Consider the following 21,913-nt stretch of genomic DNA (forward strand, 5'->3'; position numbering starts at 1 on the left):
TTAAAAGTTTACTATAGAAAAAAAATAGTGACAAGTTCAATTATGGCTTTGTCACAGTTTTGGAATTCTGTTCTTCGAATAAAAACTTAATCCTCTGCTCTTGTTCATCTAGAAAAAGCCTTGCATTAAACGATTTATCCTTATTGGTAAAACCTTCAATCAACTCCGTTTTCCCTTCAGATAACAGAAGTTTAACATTCTTTTGGGTAATGTTTTTCCCAAGGATTTTTTTAGATATTGTGAAATTGCATTGGTTTTGTTGATAGTTAGAACACCCGTAAAAGCTGCCTTTATCCACAATGGAGCCATCACATTTTTTACATTTGCCAAGTTTTGTACCGCCTTTACCCTTTGTCATCTTCTTACTAGGGGTAAAATTTTCACGTACATCTTCTGAGAAAACCCAATTAGCAGAATGACCTACACCTGATGAGATTAGGTGGGAGACCATTTTATTGGTCTGTTCCATAAAATTCTTGGGAGAAGCTGATCCCTCTGATATTTCTTTCAATTTTTGCTCCCATTTTGCTGTCATTTCCGGCGAAGCTAAAATTTCCTGTCCAATGGCTTCAATTAAAATTCTAGCTTTAGCTGTCGCATATACTAGGTTCTTCCTTACATCAATATATTTTCTGTCTTTTAACATGGTAATAATACCAGCTCTCGTCGCTTCAGTGCCCAAGCCTTCCGTTTTGGACAAGATTTTCTCCATTTCCTTGTCTTCGATATGTTTACCTGCTGTCTTCATTAACGTAATTAACTGACCTTCGGTATAGCGTTTTGGCGGCTGGGTCTGGCTTTCTTTTACATCCACCTTTACCGTACGGCCTTGTTCCCCTTTGGCTAATTGTGGAAGAGCCGGTTCATCCTCTTTTTCCTTTTGGTTGATGACCTTCCGCCAGCCTTCTTCAATTTGAACCTTACCTTTTGATTGAAACACTGCCCGTCCATCTACCAATGTTGTTATGGTTGTATATTCGGCAATTGCTTTTGGATAATGTGCCGCTATTAAACTCGTAACAATGAGGTCGTAAAGTTTCTTTTCATCGGGATCAAGCCTATCGATATTGGGAATTTGTTCCGTTGGTATAATCGCATAGTGGTCTGTTACCTTTTTTTCGTTTACATACCGCTTGTTATCAACAAGTGATTCTAACGGCAGTGGAAAATATTTATCATAACCATTAATCTGACTTAATTTTGCAAGAATCTCTGGAAAAGTGTTCGCTTCTTCTTTCGTTACATACCTCGAGTCCGAGCGGGGATAGGAGACATTCCCTTTTTGATAGAGTTTTTGAAGAACATCTAACGTTTTCTTCGGTGAAAACTTATATCGTTTATTTGCTTCCGCCTGAAGTGCCGAGAGATTATAAAGTAACGGCGGTAAAAACTCTTTTCTTTCAGATTGTATCTCTGATACTTCTGCAGGCTTATCTCGGCAAAATGCAGCAACCTTCTCAGCCATTTCTTTTGTTTTTACTCGGTTTTCTCCATTATTCTGCCATTTTCCGCTATATTTCTTGCCATCCATGTTAAAATGGGCAATAACTTCCCAAAAGGGTTCAGATTTAAAATTTTCTATCTCTAATTCTCTTTTTACAATCAAAGCCAATGTGGGAGTCTGTACCCTGCCAACTGAAAACACATCAGAAAACCCTTGTTTTTGCAAAAGCAAGCTATAAAGCCTTGAGGCATTCATTCCAACTACCCAATCTGCACATGCACGAGTGTATGCTTCAAAATATAAATTTCTAGTATGATCTTCATCTAATAATTTATTAAACCCTTCACGGATGGAATTAGGTGTTAAAGATGAAATCCATAGGCGTTTCATTGGCTTTTTACAGCCTGTAATCCGAAGAATATTTCGGATAATTAATTCACCCTCGCGTCCAGCGTCGCCCGCATGAATGATTTCGGTTACAGCAGGATTATTAACTAGCTTTTGAATTACGGAAAATTGTTTTACTTTATCCTTCGTTACTTCATATTGGAATTGAGAGGGTATCATTGGCAGGTTATCCAACGACCATTTCTTCCATCCTGGCTGATAAGCTTCTGGGTTCACCAACTGACATAAATGTCCAATTGCCCACGTAACATACGCTCCATTTGTAAACGTCTCGTTTGGAAAAATCTCTATAAAGCCATTTTGTTTTTTATTTTTAAAAATAGAAGCCAAAGTTGATCCTTGATCTGGCTTTTCGGCAATGATTAATTTCATTATGATTGCTCCTTTTTAAGCATTCAGGAATCATTTTCCCATTTTATTTGTCTATTTGTAAAGGATAAAAATTTATCCATTAATAGACCATTAGCTAAATATAGGAAGGATTTTAATCGGAAATTTGAGGAATTTGAGAATATAAACTATTAATTTTTGGAAGTTTTAGAGCGGATTGGATATTAATATGAAGAGAAAACAGAAGTAATGATAGTAAATATTTCAACTCCTTTTTATAGAGGATTTCACAATCATTTTCCCACTTTTCTTGTCATTCGTAAATGCTAAAAAGATATTAAGTGTAAATGGCAAAAACCACAGTACCATGCTGTGGTTTTTGAAAATATTTAAATTTACCTATTTATTTTCATGAACAACTTGAAAAAACCTTCTTGCTTTCTCTCTTAATTCAACAAAATCAGTTTCATTGTAACCTTTTTTCCCTTTAACTATAGAGCTGCCTACACCTAGCGCTGTTGCACCTGCCTTCAGAAATTCCTTTGCGTTAGTTACATCGATACCTCCAGTTGGTACTGTAGGAATTTGAGGAAATGGACCTTGAATATCTTTTAAATAACTAACGCCCATTGTGCCAGCAGGGAAAATTTTCACTAAATCTGAACCGTTATCATAAGCAATGAGTATTTCTGTTGGTGTGAGTGCACCTGCAATACAGAAGACGCCATGTCTTTTGACTGTTCGAATTGTTTCAACGTTAACGGCAGGTGTGAGAACAAACCTAGCCCCAGCCTCAATTGCTTGGATTGCCATTTCAGGGTTAAGAACGGTTCCAGCTCCAACATACATCCGACCTTCAAATTTCAGGCTCATCTCACTAATAATCGACAATGCATATTCTGTGTTGAGTGTAACCTCAACCAACCTGATTCCCTCTTCATATAACGTTTGAAAGATTTGTTCTACATCTTCCACTGCTATTCCTCTTACAATGGAGATAATCTTGTGTTCTTTAAATTGTTCTATTTTCATAGACTTCTCTCCTTATTATCTTTCAACATCATCTGACGTTGAATTCATAAATTGAGATAATTGCTCACGTTCTGGCAGCCCTTCAATATCTCCTTTTACCTGAGTTGCGAGGGCTCCGAATGCATTTGCCCTTTGAACAGATTCATATAATGATAATTTATCCAGTAAACCTGTTATGAAACCGGCCGCAAAAGCATCTCCTGCTCCAATCGGGTCTACTACTCGCTGAACGTTATAGCCTGGCACATACTCTACACCTTTATCAGTAACTGCACATGATCCTGCTGGACCCAGCTTGATTACAACCTTTTTGGGACCAAGGTTAAGAAGCTTATCACCTATTTCCTGTACATCATTTGTTCCAAACAAAAATTCACCTTCGCTAATCCCTGGAAGAACGATATCTGCTTGTTTTGCAATATCAAGTAAGGTTTCCCGTGCAACCTCTTCTTCCCACAGTGTCTTTCGCAAATTCGGATCAAATACAACCTGTACCCCATGTTCTTTCGCTATGGTTATCGCAGCCATTACTGCTTGATGACAAGATTTGCTCAACGCCGGGGTAATGCCAGATACAAATAAATATTTTGCTTGACTTATATATGAAACATCGATGTCCTTAGGAGAAAGACGACTGGCTGCTGAGTTACTTCTATAATAAAAAACCCTAGTTTGATTTTCTCGTAAATATTCTTTAAACATTAAACCCGTTGGGAATTCATTATCTTCTTTCACAAAGGTTAAATCAATATCCTCTCCTCGCAAAAACATCAATAATCCTTTTCCAAACTCGTCCTTACCAACTCTACTAATCCAGCCGGCTTTATATCCCATACGAGATACACCAATTGCCACGTTTGTTTCTGATCCAGCAAATGATTGAGTGTACTGATTAGCATATCGTAAATAACCTTGTTTATTTGGAGTGAACAGACCCATGGTTTCCCCTATGGTAATTACATCAAGCTTTGATCTTTTCATAAAAACCTCACCACTCTGCAACTGTTCCATCTTCATTACGCCAAACTGGATTTTTCCAGTCATGGCCAACTTTTGCAGCTTCTCTAACCTTCTCTTCATTTACCTCAACACCTAAACCAGGCCCTTTTGGAAGGGAAACAAATCCATCTTGGTATTCAAACGTCTGTGGGTTCAAGATATAGTCTAATATGTCATTACCTTGGTTATAGTGAATCCCTAAACTTTGTTCTTGGATAAAGGCATTTGGTGAACAAGCGTCCACTTGCAGACACGAAGCAAGTGCAATCGGACCTAATGGGCAATGTGGTGCCAAAGCTACATCAAAGGCTTCAGCCATTGCTGCAATTTTTCTTGTTTCTAGAATTCCACCAGCATGTGATACGTCTGGTTGAATAATATCTACAACACCTTGTTGTAAAAGTTCTTTAAAACCCCAGCGTGTATACATTCTCTCACCCGTTGCAATTGGTGCAGATGTATAACGAGCAATTTCTTTTAATGCTTCATTATTTTCAGGCAATACCGGCTCCTCAATAAACATCGGACGATACTGATCGAGTTCTTTTGCAAGAATTTTTGCCATAGATTTATGAACACGTCCGTGAAAATCGATCCCAATTCCAAAATCACTTCCTCCAACTTCACGGACGGTCGCAATTCGTTCAATGACTTTTTCAACTTTCGAAAAAGAATCGATATAATGTAATTCTTCTGATGCATTCATCTTAACTGCAGTAAAACCTGCCGCGATTTGTTTTAGTGCTGCTTCGCGAACATCACTCGGACGGTCCCCGCCAATCCAGTTGTAGACCCGAATTTTATCACGACTTGCCCCACCAATTAAATCATAGACTGGCGCATTATAAAATTTCCCTTTAATATCCCATAATGCCTGTTCGATACCTGAAATTGCACTTGTAAGGATTGGGCCGCCTCTGTAAAAACCTGCACGGTACATTACTTGCCATAAGTCCTCAATTCTCATTGGATCTTGTCCAATGATATAGCTGCTCAACTCTTCAACCGCTGCTTTTACTGTATCTGCACGGCCTTCAACGACAGGCTCTCCCCAGCCAACAAGTCCGTCATCGGTCATTACTTTAAGAAATAACCAGCGGGGTGGTACCTTAAATAGCTCTATGCTTTTAATTTTCATAACGACTCTCTCCCTTTACCTTGATCATTAGTGTGTTTAATAATTGTGTTGCAATTGGATGTTTTCCATATTGATCCTTCAACTTCCAAGTAACGATAAGGACGGAACCTTTTCCGTCTCGATGGTGGACAATTGAACCACCGTTTTGACCTAACCACCCTTGGAAATACCCAGCTATTACATTCGATTCCTCAGCAAGTCTAGGACTTCCGAACATGTTTATCGTTCGCTTCGTTCCCTCTTTTTTATAATCTGCAAAAGGGATCACATAATCAGGGAACAACTCAGCCCCTTCCCAGCCGACTTCAGGGTGAAGAGGTATACCATTAAACCATTCTCTGTTTATATAGTTCATAGATGAAGCACGCGGCCAGCTCTCACCTGGTGGCAGTTGACGGAAAGGATAATGTCCATTTTCCTCCAAATGATCTCCCGCCTCAGCTAAGAAAATCACATGACCACCATTATGAATATGTGTATGAATTTCTGCATCTAAGCAATCAGTAACAGCAATAACATCCTTTTCAAGATCATCCGTGATTTTAACTCCATGTGCTTCCAATTTGTTTGCAAATTCCTTTGACAACTGATGAACATATACAGTTGAATCAGGCTTCTGTATAGCATGTTTATTTGTAAAAGTGAGTTCTTCCACGTTAGAAGCAATAACCTGTCCATTGGATATCAACACTAGTTTAAATTGTGCAAATTCGGAATTACTTACATCCGGCACTGTAAAGCAAATGCCATCCTCAGTTTTCCAATATGTTTTGTCAGTCATATTAATATGAATTTCACCATTCAATGTCTCAAAGTTTTGTTGGTTATCACTGAAAATTTCCCACTTAATCGTAACGTCACTTAAATGCGCTAAGTCATTAACCACAATGATATCAACCTTTGTCGATTCTCCTGACCATAGATTCTTATTTGAAGTATCAGCTATTACACAAGTAGGTCCATTAAAATCTTTTAATCTATTAAATTCTTCTTTTGGCTCTCTCATAAAATCCAACCAACCATTTGTCTCCCATTCAATATCAGTGAACTCAGTGACCACATACCCGGCAATTTGAGGTCTTTTTCTCATTTCTTCTATTAAAGATTTAACCCCTCGAAACATCCTTCTTTGCGAATGTACTGACAACTTCTCTAAGTCTCCTAAAGCCTCTTTAATACCGAATTTCGAATGATTAACTAGTGCCGTTGTTGGCTTTTTATAATCATCTTGATGGGTGCCATCCCCTTGATTCACAAACCACCAAGGCTCTTTCCCTTTATAGTAATTACGTAGTTTATCTATACTTGGTAATCCCCACATTCCGAATTCTGAAATAAGGAGTGGTTCTCCCTTAGATTCGTACCCAGTAACAAAGTTTCTTTCACGCTGTCCAATAACATATTCATCAAGATCATTTTCCCATTCTTTGATTTGTTCGGGTAAGGCAAAATAACGATGGTGATCGTTAATATCTGTTTTAACGTGAGTCCAACCACTATTGTCACAATACAATCTTGTTTTATCCCAACGCTTTACTTCATCAAATAGTTTGGCGACATGGTCTTGTTTTTTAATGTCAAACTCAAGATCCCACTCTAATCCCCATTCTTCATTGTAGATGGACCAGATGATAATGGAGGGATGATTGTAATCTCTTATCATCATTTCATTTAAAAGTTTCACAAAACGTTTTTGAGCTGTTGATGTCCATTTCACATAATTTGGCGGCTCTGCCCAAATTAACATTCCAAACCTATCTGCCCAGTATAAATAAACCGGCAGCTCTGCTTTTATATGCTTCCTCAGGAGGTTAAATCCCATTTCTTTCGCTGCTTGTAATTCTTTTTTAATGAACTCAACCGATGGTACTGCATAAATGGTGTCTGGATAAAATGCTTGATCTAATGCGCCTCGGATGTAAATAGGCTCATTATTTAAATAAATCCGTCCATTCTTTTGCTCTACTGTTCGATATCCGAAAGTTGTTTCATACGAATCTACTTTCCCCTCAGATACTAACGTAACCTCAATTTCGTAAAGATAAGGTGTTTCTGGTGACCACTTCTTCATGTCTTGTACATTTAATATCGTTTTGAAATGAGTCAAATTGTTCGTTTGTTGAAAAATTGGTAGAGTTGTTTCCACCATTTGTAACGTTCCCGAATAACTATCCTTATCTCCCCATCGTTCATCACGAAGAGAATGTCCTTTAATGACAAAGTTTATTTCTAGGGGTTCATTTATTTCACCAGAAATTAACGAACTGATTTCAAGGCTTTCCTCATCAATATTCGGTGTTACCAAAACATTAGAAATATATGTTTTATCTCGCATTTCTAATTTAACTGATTGCCAAATCCCACTGACACGAGTATACCAACTACCTTGTTTTCCAATTGGTATCTCTGCATTGGCTTCATAATCATATACTCGAATGGTTAATTGATTGTCATCTTTTATAAGAGTAGATGATATGTTAAATTCAAACGGTGTAAATCCACCTTCATGCTCACCGATATATTGACCATTCCACCAAACTCGACATGAATAATCGACCGCACCAAAACACAAATAATAATCGTGGTGATTTGTTATATTGTCTATTTTTACTTGTCTCTCATACCATGCAGCTCCATTATAAGAAACAAATTCGTCGCCTTCACGCTGCCAAATATGTGGAACTTCAACACTTAGGGCATTCGGAATACTACCTGTATACCAAGATTCACTTTCACCTTTATTTGTTGGATCAATACTAAAATTCCAACTTCCATCTAAAACATAAGTTTTCCGCATGATGTTCCATCCCTTTTATAGATTTACTTAATTCCAGTCATTGTAATTCCTTTAATAATATGTTTTTGGAAGAATATGAACACAATAATAGCCGGTAAGCTTGCAAGAACGTTTGCCGCCATAGGAATCATTAATTCTGCTGTGTAAGCACTTTGGAATGTTGGTATTCCAACTGGCAGAGTCATCATTTTCTCTTCATTTACTGCGAGGAATGGCCATAAGAAATTATTCCAGGAAGTAATAAACGTAAAGATTCCTAGTGCAGCCATTGATGAACGAGATAGTGGTAAGAAAATGCTCCAAAAGATACGCAATGTACCTGCTCCATCTATTTTCGCTGCTTCTACCAACTCATTTGGGATTCCATCATAGAATTGCTTCATTATAAAGACACCTAGTGGTGCTGCCAACCCCGGTAAAATAAGGGCACTATAGCTGTTAACCAGACCAAAGTCCATCATTATTTGAAATAAAGGAATAATTTTTGCTTCAACAGGGACCATTAACCCACCAATAATTAGCCAAAAAATAAAGTTTTTCCCTATAAATCTTAATCGTGATAAAGCAAAAGCTGCGAGTGATGTTAATACAATGGTTACAACTGTTGTTACAGTAGCTACATATAAACTATTCCACGTCCATCTCCAAATAGATGCATTATTCAACACATAACTATAATTGTCTAAGGTAAATGGCGCTTTTATTAATTCGCTAATGACAGTAACCGCCGTTCCCCCTGGCTTCAATGCTGTTATAAACATCCATAACACAGGGATAAACCATATAAACACAAATAGATAGCCGAAAAGATGTAATAACTTTCTACTAGTTGTTGTCCTCTTTTTGACAGATGCCACTGTTTCCCTCTCCTTCCCAAGTAAAAATATTAGTCTTTATTTTGAAAGAACTTAAATTGAATAAATGCAAAAACAATTGTAATGGCGAAAAGAACATAAGACATGGAAGATGCGACTCCCATTTGCTGCTCGATAAAGCCTTTTTCATAAATGTATTGAACTAATGCTCTTGTTTCTGTACCAGGTCCACCATTCGTCATCAAATAAGGCTGTCCAAATAATTTAAATGAATTAATGGTTTGTAATACGACCGTTAATAGCATTACACCCTTTAATGAAGGCAGAGTGATTGAAATGAATTGTTTCCAAGAATTTGCTCCATCCATCTTAGCCGCTTCATAATATTCATCTGGAATTTCCTGTAGACCTGCAAGAAATAAGACCATGTTAAACCCAACTGTCCACCAAATTGTTGCTAATAAGATGGATACCCAAGCAAGATTTTCGTCTCCAAGCCAAAAGATTTCTCCAACAACCCCCATTTTATGGAGAAAAGTATTTAATAAACCAGTATAAGGTTGTAAAATAAATACCCAAATACTTGCGATTACCGAAATCGATAGGACATAGGGAAGGAAAAAGACAGAGCGGAGAAAGGTTGTTCCTTTTAATCCCGCATTAACCAACAACGCAATTCCCAAACCGACAAAAATGAGTGCAGGAGTTGAAATTAACACAAAAAGGATGGTATTCCCCAATGCTTCCCAAAAGTAACTATCCTTGACCATAGTGATGTAATTTTGAAATCCGACAAAGGATGAATCCATTCCTAATGTCCAATCATGTAAACTTATGATAAAACCTTTAATTATCGGGTAAAGCATAAACAGACTATATACAATTAAAAAAGGGGCTAAGAACAAATAGGCTTTCAAGTTTTCTCCCCTAAAAAATTGAAACTTCACGGGTTTTACCTCCCTTTATTTAATAGAGGATCTCGATTTGTCTTTTAAGAATCGAGATCCTCTATTATATTTTTATTTACTTAATAATTCGTTAACTTCTTTTTCCGCGTTTTCAAGTGTGTCCTTAGCATCGGACTGACCATTCATAAAAAGATTTAAATGCTTTTTAAGGACATCATTGATTGCTGATAACTTTGGTGAGTTTGGCATATATGAAACGTAGTTACCAATTTCAGAATAATCACTTCTATAAGCTAAATCTTTAAACTCAGATGATTCTAAGATTTCTGGTTTACTCGGAACATGTCCTGCTTTTGCCCAAGAAGCTGAATGTTCAGTAATCCAGTTAGCAAATGTTAAACTAGCTACCTTCTTCTCTTCTGTTTGCTTCTCTTGTTTTGGAATTACAAATAAATGTGAGTCACCCCAAGTAGCTTTTTGATCAAATATTTGGGGAATTGGTAATGCAACAAACTCAAGACCTTTATTTTGTTCTAGAGCCCCTGTCATCCATACACCATTCATATGGATAGCAGCTTTTTGAGCAGTGAATAGTTCTCCGCCGTTTTTAATGTTTTTTGGCCATAATTCGCCTTCGATCATTTCATTTAATAGATTTAGTGCTTCTAAAGATTTCTCATTATTAAAAGCTGCTTTAGTTCCGGCATCATTTAACATCTCTCCACCTTGTTGGGTGTAGAATGTCCACCACATACGCAGTGGTGAATCTCCATTAGATGTTGCCGCTAATGGAAAGGTACCAGCTGGTGAGTTTTTCTTTACTTGTTTTAAAAATTCTATAAATCCTTCTGCACCTGGTTCGATAGATGGCTTCCCATCGGCACTTAATAATCCTGCTTCATCAAGGATTTTTTTATTGGCAAACATGATAAGCGCATGGGTATCTAAAGGTATTGCATAATGTTCATTATCAATAATTGTAGCGTTTACAATATTTTCACTAAACGTTGTCCAATCGATACTGGCATCGCTTGAAGTCTTCTCAATACTCTCTATTAATTTAGCAGATTGTAGTTCAGCAAGTTTAGAGGCATGTGCTAACGCAACATCCGGTGCCTGCTGTGACGTAACAGAAGTCCTAATTTTGGTGTAGTATTCTTCTGCCTTTAAGTTTAATAGTTCTACTTGAACCTCTTTATTTTCTTCATTAAACTTCGTAACTAATTCCTTCATGAAATCTCCGTCTCCGCCACTTAATGGAGCCCAAAAAGTCAGTTTCGTTACACCATTTTCTTCAATTGTTGAACTTTCCTCATTTCCACCACTAGAGCACGCGATAAGTCCAAATAATAATACCAGAATTAACATGAATACGCTTACCTTTTTCATTTTAAATAACCCCCTCTTTATTGACTTTCATTACACGTCTTATTATTACATTAATACTTGTTATATATCAAGTATTTATATTATAAAAATAGATTTTTTTATCTTATACTATTTTTTCTAATTTGAGAAAGAGTTATCCAAAAGGGCTTATTCCCTATAAAATCAACAGCCAAATAAATATCGACTATCACTTGTATATTCTTTACAAACATATTATTATTTAATTATTGTTACAATAAAATATATATATAAACATTTATTAATACTTTTAATCACATTAATACTTGTAATAAAAGGGGGGAATTATATGAGAACATTACACTTAACATTAGAAGAAGCTATTGAAATTTGTAAAGTTCTGGCCCACGAACACCGAATGAAGATAATTGGAATATTAAGTGAAGGGCCTATGAACGTAAATGACTTATCTGAAAAAATCGGGATTCCTTTTTCTACAGCAGCAGTAAATGTAAAAAAATTAGAGGATGCAGAACTAATTACAACAGAAATTGTTCCAGGACGAGGCACTCAAAAAGTAAATTCGAAAAGGTACGACCGTATCATTATTAATTTGACTGAAAATGAAACCGTGCTAGAGGACATCATATCTATTAAAATGCCGATTGGTGAGTTTGTAAACGTAGACATTGAACCAACTTGCGGTTTATTAAGTGACACAGGAATTATTCATTCTCAGGATGATGTACGTTCATTTTATGAACCCGAGAGGAAGCTGGCCCAACTTCTTTGGTTTAAATCAGGATTTGTGGAATATCATTTCCCTAATCGCATCCCATATGGGTCGAAAGTGGATGAATTAAACTTTTCTATGGAAATTTGTTCTGAAGCGCCCTATCACAAATTGGATTGGCCATCCGATATTACCTGCTGGGTCAATGGCGTTGAGATAGGGATGTGGACTAGCCCTGGAGATTTTGGAGGTGAAAGAGGATATTTAACACCGTCGTGGTGGGGGACAAAAAATACCCAATTTGGGCTATTAAAAAGTTGGACAATTACAAGAACTGCTAGCTTTATTGATGGCGTGAAAATATCTGACATAGGTATCGATCAACTAAAATTATTAGAAAAACCTTATATATCATTAAAGCTAGGTGTAAAGAAAGATGCAGACAATAAGGGTGGAATGAACTTATTCGGTTCAAAATTCGGAAATTATGAACAAGATATTGTAATGACAATTAAACATTTAAAAAAGAATTAATCATTAAAATTACAAAGAAGCAACCATTATTGACTTTTTAATGTCATTAATGGTTGCTCCTTTTGTGTAAATGCTATTGTATAAGTTTTAAATTAGAATTCTGCATATACCAATTTTCTTCAGGAATAATGTTAGATACAGTTAAAATAAATGATGGTATTCGTTCAACATCAAAAACGATTGCACCTATCTTTTTTGTAAACATAAGAAAGGCATCTCCATGTGAATATGATGATAAATCATTTCCGATTTGAAGCAATGACGTCAAGACAACTTGTTTTTCTTCGGCTTCGATGTAGATTTGTGGCGAGAATCTTAAAATCCATTCATCTCCCTCAATTGAAAATCGGTACATTACACCTCACCCTTTATCAACCATTTTTATAAGAATATGAGGCTGATAAAATTTTATGTTTAGATAGATTTATTAATTTTGAATATTGCATGATAATACGATTTATTGGTTAAAAAAGCGCTTACTTTCCTTGACTGTCCAGAAATATTCATGTATATTAAAAGCGTCATGTATCATTAATTGAATAGTATTTATATTATCTTTGTGGTCATGATAATATTTATCTTTGGCACTTTTAACAGTGTCTTGAAAGGCTTAGGAGGAAATAGTAAATGCAAAACGGTAAAGTAAAATGGTTTAACAATGAAAAAGGTTTCGGTTTTATCGAAGTTGAAGGCGGAGACGATGTATTCGTACACTTCAGCGCGATCACTGGCGAAGGCTTCAAGTCTTTAGAAGAAGGCCAAGAAGTTTCTTTCGAAATCGTTGAAGGAAACCGCGGACCACAAGCTGCTAACGTAGTAAAACTTTAATCTATTAATAACAAACCAAAGGCTGGCGTATTCCGTCAGCCTTTTTCTATTTAGGTGCCTATATCTCTGTTATCTCGTTTCAAGTAATCATGTCAGCCTTTTTCCATATTCTTTTAGTTTTTCCCCAACTGTACATTGTGAAATACAAAAGCGATGGGCTAACCTTCTGCCGCCTTCCTTTTTGAACTGTTGATGAACAAAACAGCCATCACAGTATTGAACTAACAAGGTTTCAACATGACTGAACAGTTCTTTTCTGTTTAAATTTTTCACAAGTCTACGGCACCCCGTCTCTTAAATGATTTGTGTCTTTGCAAATATCTCTTTTCCCTCTAAAGCTTGAGTCGCCAATTTATCTGCTTCTTTATTGTCATTTCTAGGAATCGGTGTGAATTTTGGAATGAGTGACAGTGCTTTAATTTTTTCTTCAATCCTGTCAAGCCAGGCATTGAGTACGTCCTCATAACACGGCCACTCTCCCTCCAGCTGCTTTAACACTACCTGAGAGTCCCCTTTAAATTCACAAGGCAAATGATGTACGCCCAATTCCTCCAAAATCGTCAGCGCATAATAAAATGCTGCATATTCTGCTTCATTATTTGTTTCCAATTCATCAAACACTTCATTCGCCCTAATGCGATATTTCTTTTTTCCTTGTTTAAAGAATATAACTACCCCAAGACCAGCAGTATTGGTTTCCTTTTGAAAACCGCCATCAAAATAAACGGTAATTTCATGAGGATCATCTTCAATTTCAGTAACCAGCTTTTTCAATTCTTTCAAAATCCATGATGTCCCAACCTCATCATAAAAATAAATATCACTTGCTTTTCCTAATTTTTCAAGCTCTTCACCCGCTTGTATTGCCAATTCCACCCCTAACCAATCAGAGGTAAATTGGATTTTTTCATTTTTTCCTGTTTTATAATTCCACTCAAGTCTATATTTCATGTTTTTCAACCTTTCTCAAAATATTTATAAGTTGAAAGAAAAAATCTTTTGATTTACACTATTTTACAATATGTTTAACTATCTAATCTTAGCATACCCACATCAACAAAGTAGAAATAGGAAAAATATATTTCCTGTGTGTGGTGTTAGAGTATGATAAACTTTCAATTAATATGAACTGGAGGGTCTGCTTTGATTGAAGTTTATATCGACGGTGCCAGTGCTGGTAACCCTGGACCAAGCGGTGCTGGAATTTTTATTAAAGGGAATGGGACAGCAGAAAAATATTCGATTCCACTCGGCTTGATGTCAAATCATGAAGCAGAATATCATGCTTTAATTAAGGCTTTAGAAATCTGCTTAGAAAAAGGCTATTCGCATTCAGTTGTATCTTTTCGAACCGATTCAGAATTAGTGAATAAAGGTGTTGAGAAGGAATTTGTTAAGAATAAATTGTATGCTCCGCTGCTTGACCAAGCATTACAACTGTCCAAACAATTTGATTTGTTTTTTATGAAGTGGATTCCAAGCAGCGAAAATAAAACAGCAGATGAATTAGCGCGGCAAGCAATCCGAAGAAATACATTGGGGGAAGAGAATGCAACATGAGATTGCTGACAAAAGCCTCCAAGGTAAAGCAAAAATCCTCCTTATTCAGGAGGATTTTTGCTTATATTGCCACTAATTCTCTTTCTTTAACAAACTTTAGGGCCGCATTTCTTGTTTGTATTTTGCTCGAAACAAGGGTTTCTAATAATGACACATAAAAACTGCCATCAAAGGTTTTCTGTGCTTTTAATGTGATCTCTATAGCAGAATTAATTAATTCATCGGAAGCATTCGTGTAGTGTTTTCCGAAATAAATAAAACCGATTGCATCCTCTTGAAATTGAAAACCTTTTCCTTCCAAGTAATGCAAGTACTCATCAACTGTCCGCACTGGCTTCTCCATCCCTCTCCAAGCAATCTAAAACCATCTACTACCCGATTTTAACTTAAAATTCGACATTTTTCTACTATTTTTTGTGCATAAATGCCCAACTACTCCTACTAATGCCCCAAGAATGGCACCGCCGATTACTTCTTCAGGCTGATGTCCTAACATTTCCTTCAATTTTTTTGGAGCTTCTTGTTTAAATTCCACACTTTCCTCTTTATCCACTTTTTCCATTAGATCATGCATGGAATTTACCTTTAAGGTAAGTTCACCTGTTTGCCGGCGAATTCCTTGAGCGTCATACATCACAATCAGCCCATATACAAGGGATAATGCAAAATCAAATGTTGGCAGCCCGCGCTGTAAAGCAATATAGGTAGTTAGTGTAGAAACTCCTGCTGAATGGGAGCTTGGCATTCCGCCTGTTTGAAAAAAGAGGTCTGGACGCCACTCTTTCTTTTTATAATAATGAATTGGGATTTTTAAACCCTGTGCCAATGCAATACTTGAAAGAGCTAAATAAACACCTTTGTTCATTTTTATCACCTCTTATCTTTATTGTTTAGAAAGTTGAGTTTTATTATTCTCACGTGGAAATACTAAAAAAATGGGAGGTGAACAGCGGTGAGTAAACATGGTTCAAGAAATCGCGGTGTCAAGGCACCCGGAGTAAATCCACAGGGATATGGCCAAGATGCGGAAATGACAGAAGATCCTAAGAGTAAATTAGAAAATGCGGCTAAAAAAAGCAACACTAAATAAAAATGAAAAGGCTGTCCCTTTTTTGGGACAGCCTTAGGCTTTATGATTTAAACATATAACTTTTAATAAAAAAAGTTGAATTACATGCAATAATTGCACCAACTAATCTATATAAAAAAAAATCTTTTAGTATTGTTTCGAATTATCCTGTTTATATCGTGAATATTCATTCCTTTGATTTCCGCTATTTTACCAAGCGACTCCTTCATCATAAGGGGGTGTGTTCTTTTTCCTGAAAATTGACCTTCAAAGGGCCATGGGCCATCTGTTTCAACCATAATTTTATTAATCGAATAACTTCGAACTAAAGTAAAGTTTTCTGGTTCTTCCATGGCAACCTCTGGAGTAATTGATACAAAGTATCCATTTGCCAGCATTCTCTCGGTTGTCCGTTGATCCCCTTTAAACCAGTGGAAATGAGCCTTGGAAACAGAATGCTTTTCGAGAAGATCACAAACAACTGGGGCATCAGAATAGACGGCATGAAGAGAGATAGGTTTTTCCCATTTTTTCGCCAGCTTTACAAATATTTCAAGCAATTCAATATAGCGGCCATAGTCTTTTTTTGTAACTTTATTTTCTGCCCTCATAAAAAATGGGAGCCCTACTTCTCCTACAGCAATCATTTTATCTTTGTTACTTCTCATCCAGTTTATTAATTCATCAAGTTCTTTTTCCGTTGGTAGCAACTGCTCTGGATGAAAACCAAATGCTGGTTTTATGATGGGATATCGTTCTGATAAAATAAGATTCCTCTTACAGGAATCGAGATTCATCGAAACAGAAACAAGTGCTTCAATGGCTTCGTTCTCTTGAGCTAGCTCGGCAATTTCAATATCATCATATTGATCTAAATGAATATGTGCGTCTATTAGCTTATCCATCCTTGTCACTTCCTCCGTTTATTAATGAATAAGCAACAGTCCGCTTCCATTTTAGAAATATATCATCTAAAAACAAGCTTTCATCCCGCGGGCGTTTAAACGGGACCTTAAATTCCACTGCCACTCTTGTTGGCTTTGCAGAAATCACAATGATCCGATCCGATAAAAATAATGCTTCTTCTATCGAATGAGTAACAAATAGCACGGTACGACGATAGTCCTCCCAAATCGAAAGAAGCCATTTTTGCATCTCTAATCTTGTTAATTCATCAAGCGCCGAAAAAGGCTCATCAAGACAAATGAGTGATTGTGGACTTAGCAGGGCTCGTATAAACGCGACGCGCTGCTTCATTCCGCCGGAAAGCTCTTCCGGGCGAGCATGTACATAATCAGCAAGACCAGCTTTATGAAGCATTTCGATTGCTTTATCACGATCCTTTTTTCCCAGCAGTTCAGCTCCGAGCAATACATTTTGTAAAACAGTCCTCCAAGGCAAGAGCGAAGGCGTTTGCGGCATAAAACTAATCGAGCCGCGTTTTCCAATAATATTATATCCCTCAAGCTGAATGACTCCTTTCTCAGGAGTCATTATCCCGCCAATTAAGTTAAAAATTGTGCTTTTTCCACTTCCAGATGGTCCGATAATGGTAACAAACTCTTCTTTTTCAATCGAAAAAGATAAATCTGAAAGAACCTCATTTGATCCAAAACTTTTTACAATGTGATCAACCAGTAAATGACTCACTCCATGCTACCTCCCTTGCTTTGCCAACGAATGAAATACTTTTCGGCAGCAACAATAACGGCAAAAAATAAGAGACTTAGTACCATGATGGATAGAATGGCAACGAATACTTTGTCTGTTCTAAATGAAGAAGATGCTAAGGTCATATAAACGCCAATCCCCTTTTCCGCTCCAAGCCATTCAGAAATTACAGCCCCCATAACACTATAAGTTGCTGAAATTTTTAATCCAGAAAAGATGGAGGGGAGTGCATATGGCCATTCAAGCTTCCAAAACAACTGAAACTTGTTTGCCCCAGCCATTAACATATAATGTTTATGGGAATATGGAACTTGCTTAAAACCGTCTAAAGCTGCCACAGTTATAGGAAAAAAACAGGTAAGGGTAATTACAATAATTTTAGGTAATAATCCAAATCCAAACCATATGACAAGCAGGGGAGCGAGGACAATAATCGGAACATTTTGTGATAATATAAGTAACGGGTACACCGAGTCTCGAATCCAAGGGACCAAATGCAACGAGACAGCAACAACCAAACCAACTGTTGTCCCTACCAAAAACCCCTCCACCGCAATTTTCGCTGTTGAGACTATATCTGGATAAAACGCCGTCCAACCTGAAATAATCTCATTCACTATCATTGTAGGTGCCGGTAAGAGCCAATCAGGTACTTTCGTTATCTTTACAATGATCTCCCATAAAATGAACAAAAGAAGGAGAACCGCAACCGGTCTCCATCCTTTTCTAATTAAATAGTTCATCGATATTTTTCCGTCAAGGTTTCCAATGTAATCCCTGTTGGCTGGTAAAGGACTTTAATTTGAGAAATTACATTTTTACTGCCCATTTCCATCATCCGTTCGTTCATTTTTTCAATGATTGAAAACAAATGTGATAACTCACCCTCCATTGTCGTCTCTAACGGATGGACCTCATATTTTACCCCAGACTCATGGATGACTCGAATCGCTTCGTCCACATAAGGTATCACATCTCCACCATCAGTCGGCTTCGGGATGATTTGTATACTAACTAGTGCATTTGCCACAATAACCCCTCCTATTCAGGTAAGAACTCATTCGTAAAAGCTTTTTTAGCTTCTAATTCTTTTTCTAGTAATCCATTTTCATACATCCAGGAAGCATAGTTTTCCCATACTTCAAGCTTTTGTTCACCCCAGCGAGGTGCATCATCCTGGTATTTAGACGCTAACCATTCTTGACTCTTTTTCACAAGCTCAGGATCTAAATCTGGTGCTGCATTTAATAAAATATCTGCTGCATCACCTGGATTATCGATCGTAAATTCATACCCCTTAGCAGCTGCTTTTACAAATGCTTTTACGGTGTCAGGATTTTCCGCAATCATTTTTTCATTTGTCGTTAATACAGGCGTGTAGTAATCTAGCTTTTCTGAGTAGTCTGTTAAATATACCATGTTTATTTTCTCGCCACGCAGCTCTGCCTCGACTCCGGTCCACCCATAATATATCCAAGCAAAATCAATATCTTTTTTAACCGCGGTGAAGAAATCCGTGTCTCCAATATTGATAATTTTCACCTTCTCAACATCGGAATTTTCTGTTTTCATTAATGAATCGATTACAGATTTTTCTGCTGGAGATCCCCATCCGCCATATGTTTTACCCGCAAAATCCTTTGGCGTAATTATGTTTTTATCTGCAGGAGAGGCGAATCCAGATGTATTGTGCTGAATTACAGCCGCAATTGACACAAGCGGGACACCTTGAATCCGAGCCTGTGTTATACCTTCTTGATAGCCAACCCCAAATTGTGATTTTCCGGACGCTACCAATTGGTCTGCACCAGCTTCACCCGGCATAATAATATTTACATCAAGGCCTTCTTCTTTAAAGTAACCTTTTTCCTTGGCAACGTATAACCCAGTATGGTTCGTGTTTGGCGTCCAATCTAATACAACCGTAACTTTTTCTAGGCTTTTTTTATTCTCTTGCTCACTTCCCTGTGAATTTTCCTTAGTATTTGTACCGCAGCCTGCGATTAACAAGACCACTAGTAACAAACTAATCCATGTCTTCACTTTTCATCATCCTTTATTATGTAATTTACAGGAAATAGATTTGGATAACATTTTCACGTTTTTTCACTTAAAAGGACGTTTTTTAAAATGAAAAAGCGCCCTAGTTTTAAGCATGGGCGCACACTAACAAAAGTGGTTTTGTTAAATATGTTCCCTCCGCTGGTGTTAACCAGATCAGGTTCAAAGGGTCATTATCTTATGGATAACCTCTCAACCGGCAACACCGGCTCCCCTATTTTTTAGTCTATTTCCTATCATCATTCACATTATAAATGCATTTTAGCAGTTATCCTATTAAAAAGCATCATCCATAGTTATTTTTTCTCCGCAGTCCCCTATATTTCTCTCCAACTTATGCAAACCTCTTTTTCTAATGCACATTAGCAGGTGAATCTTTTTCTTGCAAACTCCAATAGAAATGCAATCGACAAATTATACAGAAGGAGGCTACCCCTCTTTGGGACAGCCTAGGATCTCAGGAAACAAACGATGCTTCAATAGGCAGAAGACGCTGCAAGCCACGAAGTTCTAGTTCCATTAATTTATTTAATGCTTTTTCCTTTTCGATATTAAGTCCGGCCTCTTCTAGATTACATGTTACAGGAACATCACACTTAATTTCTGCAAGCATGCGTGATAAGTGAAGCATTTCTAAATCCTGTTCAATCTTTGTTTTGTGAGATTTTGAAAGCCGATCAAGATTCGAAATAATCCCCTCAACATGCTCAAATTCTTTTAATAGCTTGAGAGCGGTTTTTTCACCAATTCCCTTTACTCCAGGATAGTTGTCACTTGGGTCACCCATTAAGGCTTTTAAATCAATCATTTGTCGTGGTTTGATACCTTTCTCTTCAAAGAAAGTAGCAGGAGTATGAACAAGGTAATTCCCATACCCTTTTTTTAATAAAATAACCGAAATACTTTCATCCAGCAGCTGAAGAATATCTTGGTCACCAGTTAAAATTGAAACATGAGCATGCTCCCTCGCCTGATACGCGATTGTCCCAATGCAATCATCCGCTTCATAGCCCGCTAAACCGATGTTAGGGATGTCAAACGCAGCAACTACTTCTTTAACTAAATCAAATTGAGGGATTAGTTCGACAGGTGCTTCACCCCGATTACCTTTATAAGCCTCAAATAATTCAGAGCGGAATGTTTTACTGCCCATATCCCAACATACAGCCACATGGGAAGGTTTAAAAGACGAAACCGCCGTGAATAAATGTTTAATGAATCCGTGAATTCCATTCGTTGGAATCCCTTTTGAATTTATCATAAACTGACCTGTTACAGCAGTAGCATAAAAAGCACGAAATAACAGCGCCATTCCATCAACTAGCATAAGAGAAGGTTTTTGATTTTCCAATGTTTTGACCTCCGATCATTTAAAAACAACACGGGTTCTATTATAACATAAAAACCTATTCTATTTTGTTTTCTTGATAGGAAATCCAGTCGCTAAAACTTCCCAAGTAAAGTTTTACCTTTTCAAATCCAGCTGCCTTTAAGGCTAGAAAATTAGGTGTGGCCGTAACACCTGAACCACAATAAACAATGATTTCGTTTTCAGGATGAATGTCTGAGAATCGTTGTTTTTGGATTTCTGCCGAATGATAATAGCCAGCATTAAGGCCATCGAACCATGGCTTATTAATTGCACCAGGTATCCGCCCTGCTTTTTTATCAATAGGTTCCTCTAAACCTAAATATCTTCTTTCTTCTCTTGAATCAATCAAAATGGTGTTCGATTTGTGTTCATTCACCACTGATTTTACTTCTTCCATACTTGCAAGTAGATCGTGATTAACAACCGGCTTGAAGTAGGTTTTTTTATAATCAGGTACTTCTGCTGTTACAGGGTAGTTTCCTTCACGCCAAGCTTTTAGCCCCCCATCTAGAACATACACCTTTTCGTGTCCTAGGTATTGCAGCAGCCACCAAAACCTTGCAGCAAACGCACCCTCGCCCTGGTCATAGGAGATTACTGTTGTGCTTTCATCAATACCTGCCAGTTCAAGTTTATCAATCAACTCCTCGATATCTGGCAAGGGGTGTCTGCCGCCATGTTCAGAAACTTCTCCCGATAAGTCTTTCTCAAGATTAAAATAACAAGCTCCAGGAATATGATGGTGTTCATATTCCTGTCTGCCCTTTTTAGGGTCTGCTAATGAAAAAGAGCAATCCACAATACGGACATTCTGCTCATATAAGTTTTTTAATAGCCATTCTTTGTCAATCATTACATTCATGGTCA

General features: G+C 37.2%; 24 protein-coding genes and 1 riboswitch. Of the genes, 4 read left to right on the forward strand and 20 right to left on the reverse strand.

From position 1 onward, the window contains the following. Positions 1-40: 40 nt before the first annotated feature. From QNH29_RS20770 to QNH29_RS20805, 8 genes are all read right to left on the reverse strand, one after another. On the reverse strand, positions 41-2,224 hold the full coding sequence (locus QNH29_RS20770; RefSeq protein WP_283861223.1) for a DNA topoisomerase III: 2,184 nt from the start codon (positions 2,222-2,224) through the stop codon (positions 41-43). 357 nt (positions 2,225-2,581) lie between these two features. Beyond that, the gene (locus tag QNH29_RS20775) at positions 2,582-3,214 is read right to left on the reverse strand and encodes a bifunctional 4-hydroxy-2-oxoglutarate aldolase/2-dehydro-3-deoxy-phosphogluconate aldolase (RefSeq protein WP_283861224.1); all 633 of its coding nucleotides are present in this window, start codon (positions 3,212-3,214) and stop codon (positions 2,582-2,584) included. A 15-nt stretch (positions 3,215-3,229) separates the two neighbouring features. Further along, entirely contained in the window at positions 3,230-4,294 is a 1,065-nt protein-coding gene (locus QNH29_RS20780) for a sugar kinase (RefSeq protein WP_349654864.1), read from the reverse strand. Further along, on the reverse strand, positions 4,203-5,351 hold the full coding sequence (gene dgoD / locus QNH29_RS20785; RefSeq protein ID WP_283861225.1) for a galactonate dehydratase: 1,149 nt from the start codon (positions 5,349-5,351) through the stop codon (positions 4,203-4,205). The genes QNH29_RS20780 and dgoD overlap by 92 nt, the downstream gene beginning before the upstream one ends. After that, complete coding sequence (locus tag QNH29_RS20790) at positions 5,341-8,148, reverse strand: glycoside hydrolase family 2 protein (protein ID WP_283861226.1); 2,808 nt, start codon at positions 8,146-8,148, stop codon at positions 5,341-5,343. Before QNH29_RS20790 ends, dgoD begins: the two co-directional genes overlap by 11 nt. 23 nt (positions 8,149-8,171) lie before the next feature. Next, positions 8,172-9,005 carry a carbohydrate ABC transporter permease gene (locus tag QNH29_RS20795; protein ID WP_283861227.1) on the reverse strand — a complete coding sequence of 278 codons (834 nt, stop codon included), beginning with the start codon at positions 9,003-9,005 and terminating at the stop codon, positions 8,172-8,174. 29 nt (positions 9,006-9,034) lie between these two features. Continuing rightward, positions 9,035-9,910, reverse strand: coding sequence for a carbohydrate ABC transporter permease (locus tag QNH29_RS20800; protein ID WP_283861228.1), 876 nt, complete (start codon positions 9,908-9,910; stop codon positions 9,035-9,037). A gap of 72 nt (positions 9,911-9,982) precedes the next feature. Further along, the gene (locus tag QNH29_RS20805; RefSeq protein ID WP_283861229.1) at positions 9,983-11,260 is read right to left on the reverse strand and encodes an ABC transporter substrate-binding protein; all 1,278 of its coding nucleotides are present in this window, start codon (positions 11,258-11,260) and stop codon (positions 9,983-9,985) included. 307 nt (positions 11,261-11,567) lie between these two features. Between QNH29_RS20805 and QNH29_RS20810 the strand changes: the two genes are divergently transcribed. Then, the gene (locus tag QNH29_RS20810; protein WP_283861230.1) at positions 11,568-12,485 is read left to right on the forward strand and encodes an ArsR/SmtB family transcription factor; all 918 of its coding nucleotides are present in this window, start codon (positions 11,568-11,570) and stop codon (positions 12,483-12,485) included. A gap of 73 nt (positions 12,486-12,558) precedes the next feature. Here QNH29_RS20810 and QNH29_RS20815 read toward each other — a convergent pair whose 3' ends face one another. After that, a complete protein-coding gene (locus QNH29_RS20815; RefSeq protein ID WP_283861231.1) occupies positions 12,559-12,840 on the reverse strand; it encodes a hypothetical protein in 282 nt (93 codons plus the stop codon). Positions 12,841-13,112: 272 nt separating this feature from the next. Here QNH29_RS20815 and cspD point away from each other — a divergent pair, with 272 nt between their 5' ends. Beyond that, entirely contained in the window at positions 13,113-13,313 is a 201-nt protein-coding gene (gene cspD, locus QNH29_RS20820) for a cold-shock protein CspD (protein WP_026563856.1), read from the forward strand. Between the two features lie 87 nt (positions 13,314-13,400). Here the strand turns inward: cspD and QNH29_RS20825 are convergent, their stop codons facing one another. After that, positions 13,401-13,586 carry a zinc-finger domain-containing protein gene (locus QNH29_RS20825; RefSeq protein WP_283861232.1) on the reverse strand — a complete coding sequence of 62 codons (186 nt, stop codon included), beginning with the start codon at positions 13,584-13,586 and terminating at the stop codon, positions 13,401-13,403. Between the two features lie 21 nt (positions 13,587-13,607). Beyond that, positions 13,608-14,264 (reverse strand): reverse transcriptase-like protein, encoded by a 657-nt coding sequence (locus tag QNH29_RS20830; protein WP_283861233.1) that lies wholly within the window; start codon positions 14,262-14,264, stop codon positions 13,608-13,610. Positions 14,265-14,456: 192 nt separating this feature from the next. Here QNH29_RS20830 and QNH29_RS20835 point away from each other — a divergent pair, with 192 nt between their 5' ends. Then, the gene (locus tag QNH29_RS20835) at positions 14,457-14,873 is read left to right on the forward strand and encodes a reverse transcriptase-like protein (RefSeq protein WP_283861234.1); all 417 of its coding nucleotides are present in this window, start codon (positions 14,457-14,459) and stop codon (positions 14,871-14,873) included. A 61-nt stretch (positions 14,874-14,934) separates the two neighbouring features. Here QNH29_RS20835 and QNH29_RS20840 read toward each other — a convergent pair whose 3' ends face one another. Beyond that, positions 14,935-15,216: a DUF6123 family protein gene (locus QNH29_RS20840; protein WP_218895556.1), complete on the reverse strand. Its 282-nt coding sequence runs from the start codon at positions 15,214-15,216 to the stop codon at positions 14,935-14,937. Positions 15,217-15,231: 15 nt separating this feature from the next. Then, a complete protein-coding gene (locus QNH29_RS20845) occupies positions 15,232-15,738 on the reverse strand; it encodes a divergent PAP2 family protein (RefSeq protein ID WP_283861235.1) in 507 nt (168 codons plus the stop codon). 87 nt (positions 15,739-15,825) lie between these two features. Here QNH29_RS20845 and sspL point away from each other — a divergent pair, with 87 nt between their 5' ends. Continuing rightward, positions 15,826-15,963, forward strand: a complete 138-nt coding sequence (gene sspL, locus QNH29_RS20850) for a small, acid-soluble spore protein L (RefSeq protein WP_034674074.1) — start codon at positions 15,826-15,828, stop codon at positions 15,961-15,963. 107 nt (positions 15,964-16,070) lie between these two features. Here the strand turns inward: sspL and QNH29_RS20855 are convergent, their stop codons facing one another. The 7 genes from QNH29_RS20855 to QNH29_RS20885 all read right to left on the reverse strand — a co-directional run bounded on the left by QNH29_RS20855 (position 16,071) and on the right by QNH29_RS20885 (position 21,908). Next, on the reverse strand, positions 16,071-16,847 hold the full coding sequence (locus QNH29_RS20855) for a TatD family hydrolase (RefSeq protein ID WP_283861236.1): 777 nt from the start codon (positions 16,845-16,847) through the stop codon (positions 16,071-16,073). Beyond that, entirely contained in the window at positions 16,840-17,592 is a 753-nt protein-coding gene (locus tag QNH29_RS20860) for an ABC transporter ATP-binding protein (protein WP_283861237.1), read from the reverse strand. Before QNH29_RS20860 ends, QNH29_RS20855 begins: the two co-directional genes overlap by 8 nt. Beyond that, positions 17,589-18,356, reverse strand: a complete 768-nt coding sequence (locus tag QNH29_RS20865; protein WP_283861238.1) for an ABC transporter permease — start codon at positions 18,354-18,356, stop codon at positions 17,589-17,591. Before QNH29_RS20865 ends, QNH29_RS20860 begins: the two co-directional genes overlap by 4 nt. After that, on the reverse strand, positions 18,353-18,643 hold the full coding sequence (locus tag QNH29_RS20870; protein ID WP_283861239.1) for an MTH1187 family thiamine-binding protein: 291 nt from the start codon (positions 18,641-18,643) through the stop codon (positions 18,353-18,355). Before QNH29_RS20870 ends, QNH29_RS20865 begins: the two co-directional genes overlap by 4 nt. An 11-nt stretch (positions 18,644-18,654) precedes the next feature. Then, a complete protein-coding gene (locus QNH29_RS20875) occupies positions 18,655-19,656 on the reverse strand; it encodes an ABC transporter substrate-binding protein (protein ID WP_283861240.1) in 1,002 nt (333 codons plus the stop codon). Positions 19,657-19,788: 132 nt separating this feature from the next. Then, positions 19,789-19,900: riboswitch (TPP riboswitch) on the reverse strand. Between the two features lie 231 nt (positions 19,901-20,131). After that, positions 20,132-21,025 (reverse strand): 5'-3' exonuclease, encoded by an 894-nt coding sequence (locus QNH29_RS20880; protein ID WP_283861241.1) that lies wholly within the window; start codon positions 21,023-21,025, stop codon positions 20,132-20,134. Positions 21,026-21,080: 55 nt separating this feature from the next. Then, the gene (locus QNH29_RS20885) at positions 21,081-21,908 is read right to left on the reverse strand and encodes a sulfurtransferase (RefSeq protein ID WP_283861242.1); all 828 of its coding nucleotides are present in this window, start codon (positions 21,906-21,908) and stop codon (positions 21,081-21,083) included. Positions 21,909-21,913 lie beyond the last annotated feature (5 nt).

Origin of the sequence: Neobacillus sp. DY30 (assembly GCF_030123065.1) — a bacterium.
GTDB lineage: Bacteria > Bacillota > Bacilli > Bacillales > Cytobacillaceae > Neobacillus.

What these genes read in the sequence shown, in the direction of transcription:
- QNH29_RS20770 (WP_283861223.1), bottom strand. Translation starts at nt 2,224, where the DNA reads ATGAAATTAATCATTGCCGAAAAGCCAGATCAAGGATCAACTTTGGCT.
- QNH29_RS20775 (WP_283861224.1), bottom strand. Translation starts at nt 3,214, where the DNA reads ATGAAAATAGAACAATTTAAAGAACACAAGATTATCTCCATTGTAAGA.
- QNH29_RS20780 (WP_349654864.1), bottom strand. Translation starts at nt 4,294, where the DNA reads ATGAAGAGAAGGTTAGAGAAGCTGCAAAAGTTGGCCATGACTGGAAAA.
- dgoD (WP_283861225.1), bottom strand. Translation starts at nt 5,351, where the DNA reads ATGAAAATTAAAAGCATAGAGCTATTTAAGGTACCACCCCGCTGGTTA.
- QNH29_RS20790 (WP_283861226.1), bottom strand. Translation starts at nt 8,148, where the DNA reads ATGCGGAAAACTTATGTTTTAGATGGAAGTTGGAATTTTAGTATTGAT.
- QNH29_RS20805 (WP_283861229.1), bottom strand. Translation starts at nt 11,260, where the DNA reads ATGAAAAAGGTAAGCGTATTCATGTTAATTCTGGTATTATTATTTGGA.
- QNH29_RS20810 (WP_283861230.1), top strand. Translation starts at nt 11,568, where the DNA reads ATGAGAACATTACACTTAACATTAGAAGAAGCTATTGAAATTTGTAAA.
- QNH29_RS20815 (WP_283861231.1), bottom strand. Translation starts at nt 12,840, where the DNA reads ATGTACCGATTTTCAATTGAGGGAGATGAATGGATTTTAAGATTCTCG.
- cspD (WP_026563856.1), top strand. Translation starts at nt 13,113, where the DNA reads ATGCAAAACGGTAAAGTAAAATGGTTTAACAATGAAAAAGGTTTCGGT.
- QNH29_RS20830 (WP_283861233.1), bottom strand. Translation starts at nt 14,264, where the DNA reads ATGAAATATAGACTTGAGTGGAATTATAAAACAGGAAAAAATGAAAAA.
- QNH29_RS20840 (WP_218895556.1), bottom strand. Translation starts at nt 15,216, where the DNA reads ATGGAGAAGCCAGTGCGGACAGTTGATGAGTACTTGCATTACTTGGAA.
- QNH29_RS20845 (WP_283861235.1), bottom strand. Translation starts at nt 15,738, where the DNA reads ATGAACAAAGGTGTTTATTTAGCTCTTTCAAGTATTGCATTGGCACAG.
- QNH29_RS20855 (WP_283861236.1), bottom strand. Translation starts at nt 16,847, where the DNA reads ATGGATAAGCTAATAGACGCACATATTCATTTAGATCAATATGATGAT.
- QNH29_RS20865 (WP_283861238.1), bottom strand. Translation starts at nt 18,356, where the DNA reads ATGAACTATTTAATTAGAAAAGGATGGAGACCGGTTGCGGTTCTCCTT.
- QNH29_RS20885 (WP_283861242.1), bottom strand. Translation starts at nt 21,908, where the DNA reads ATGAATGTAATGATTGACAAAGAATGGCTATTAAAAAACTTATATGAG.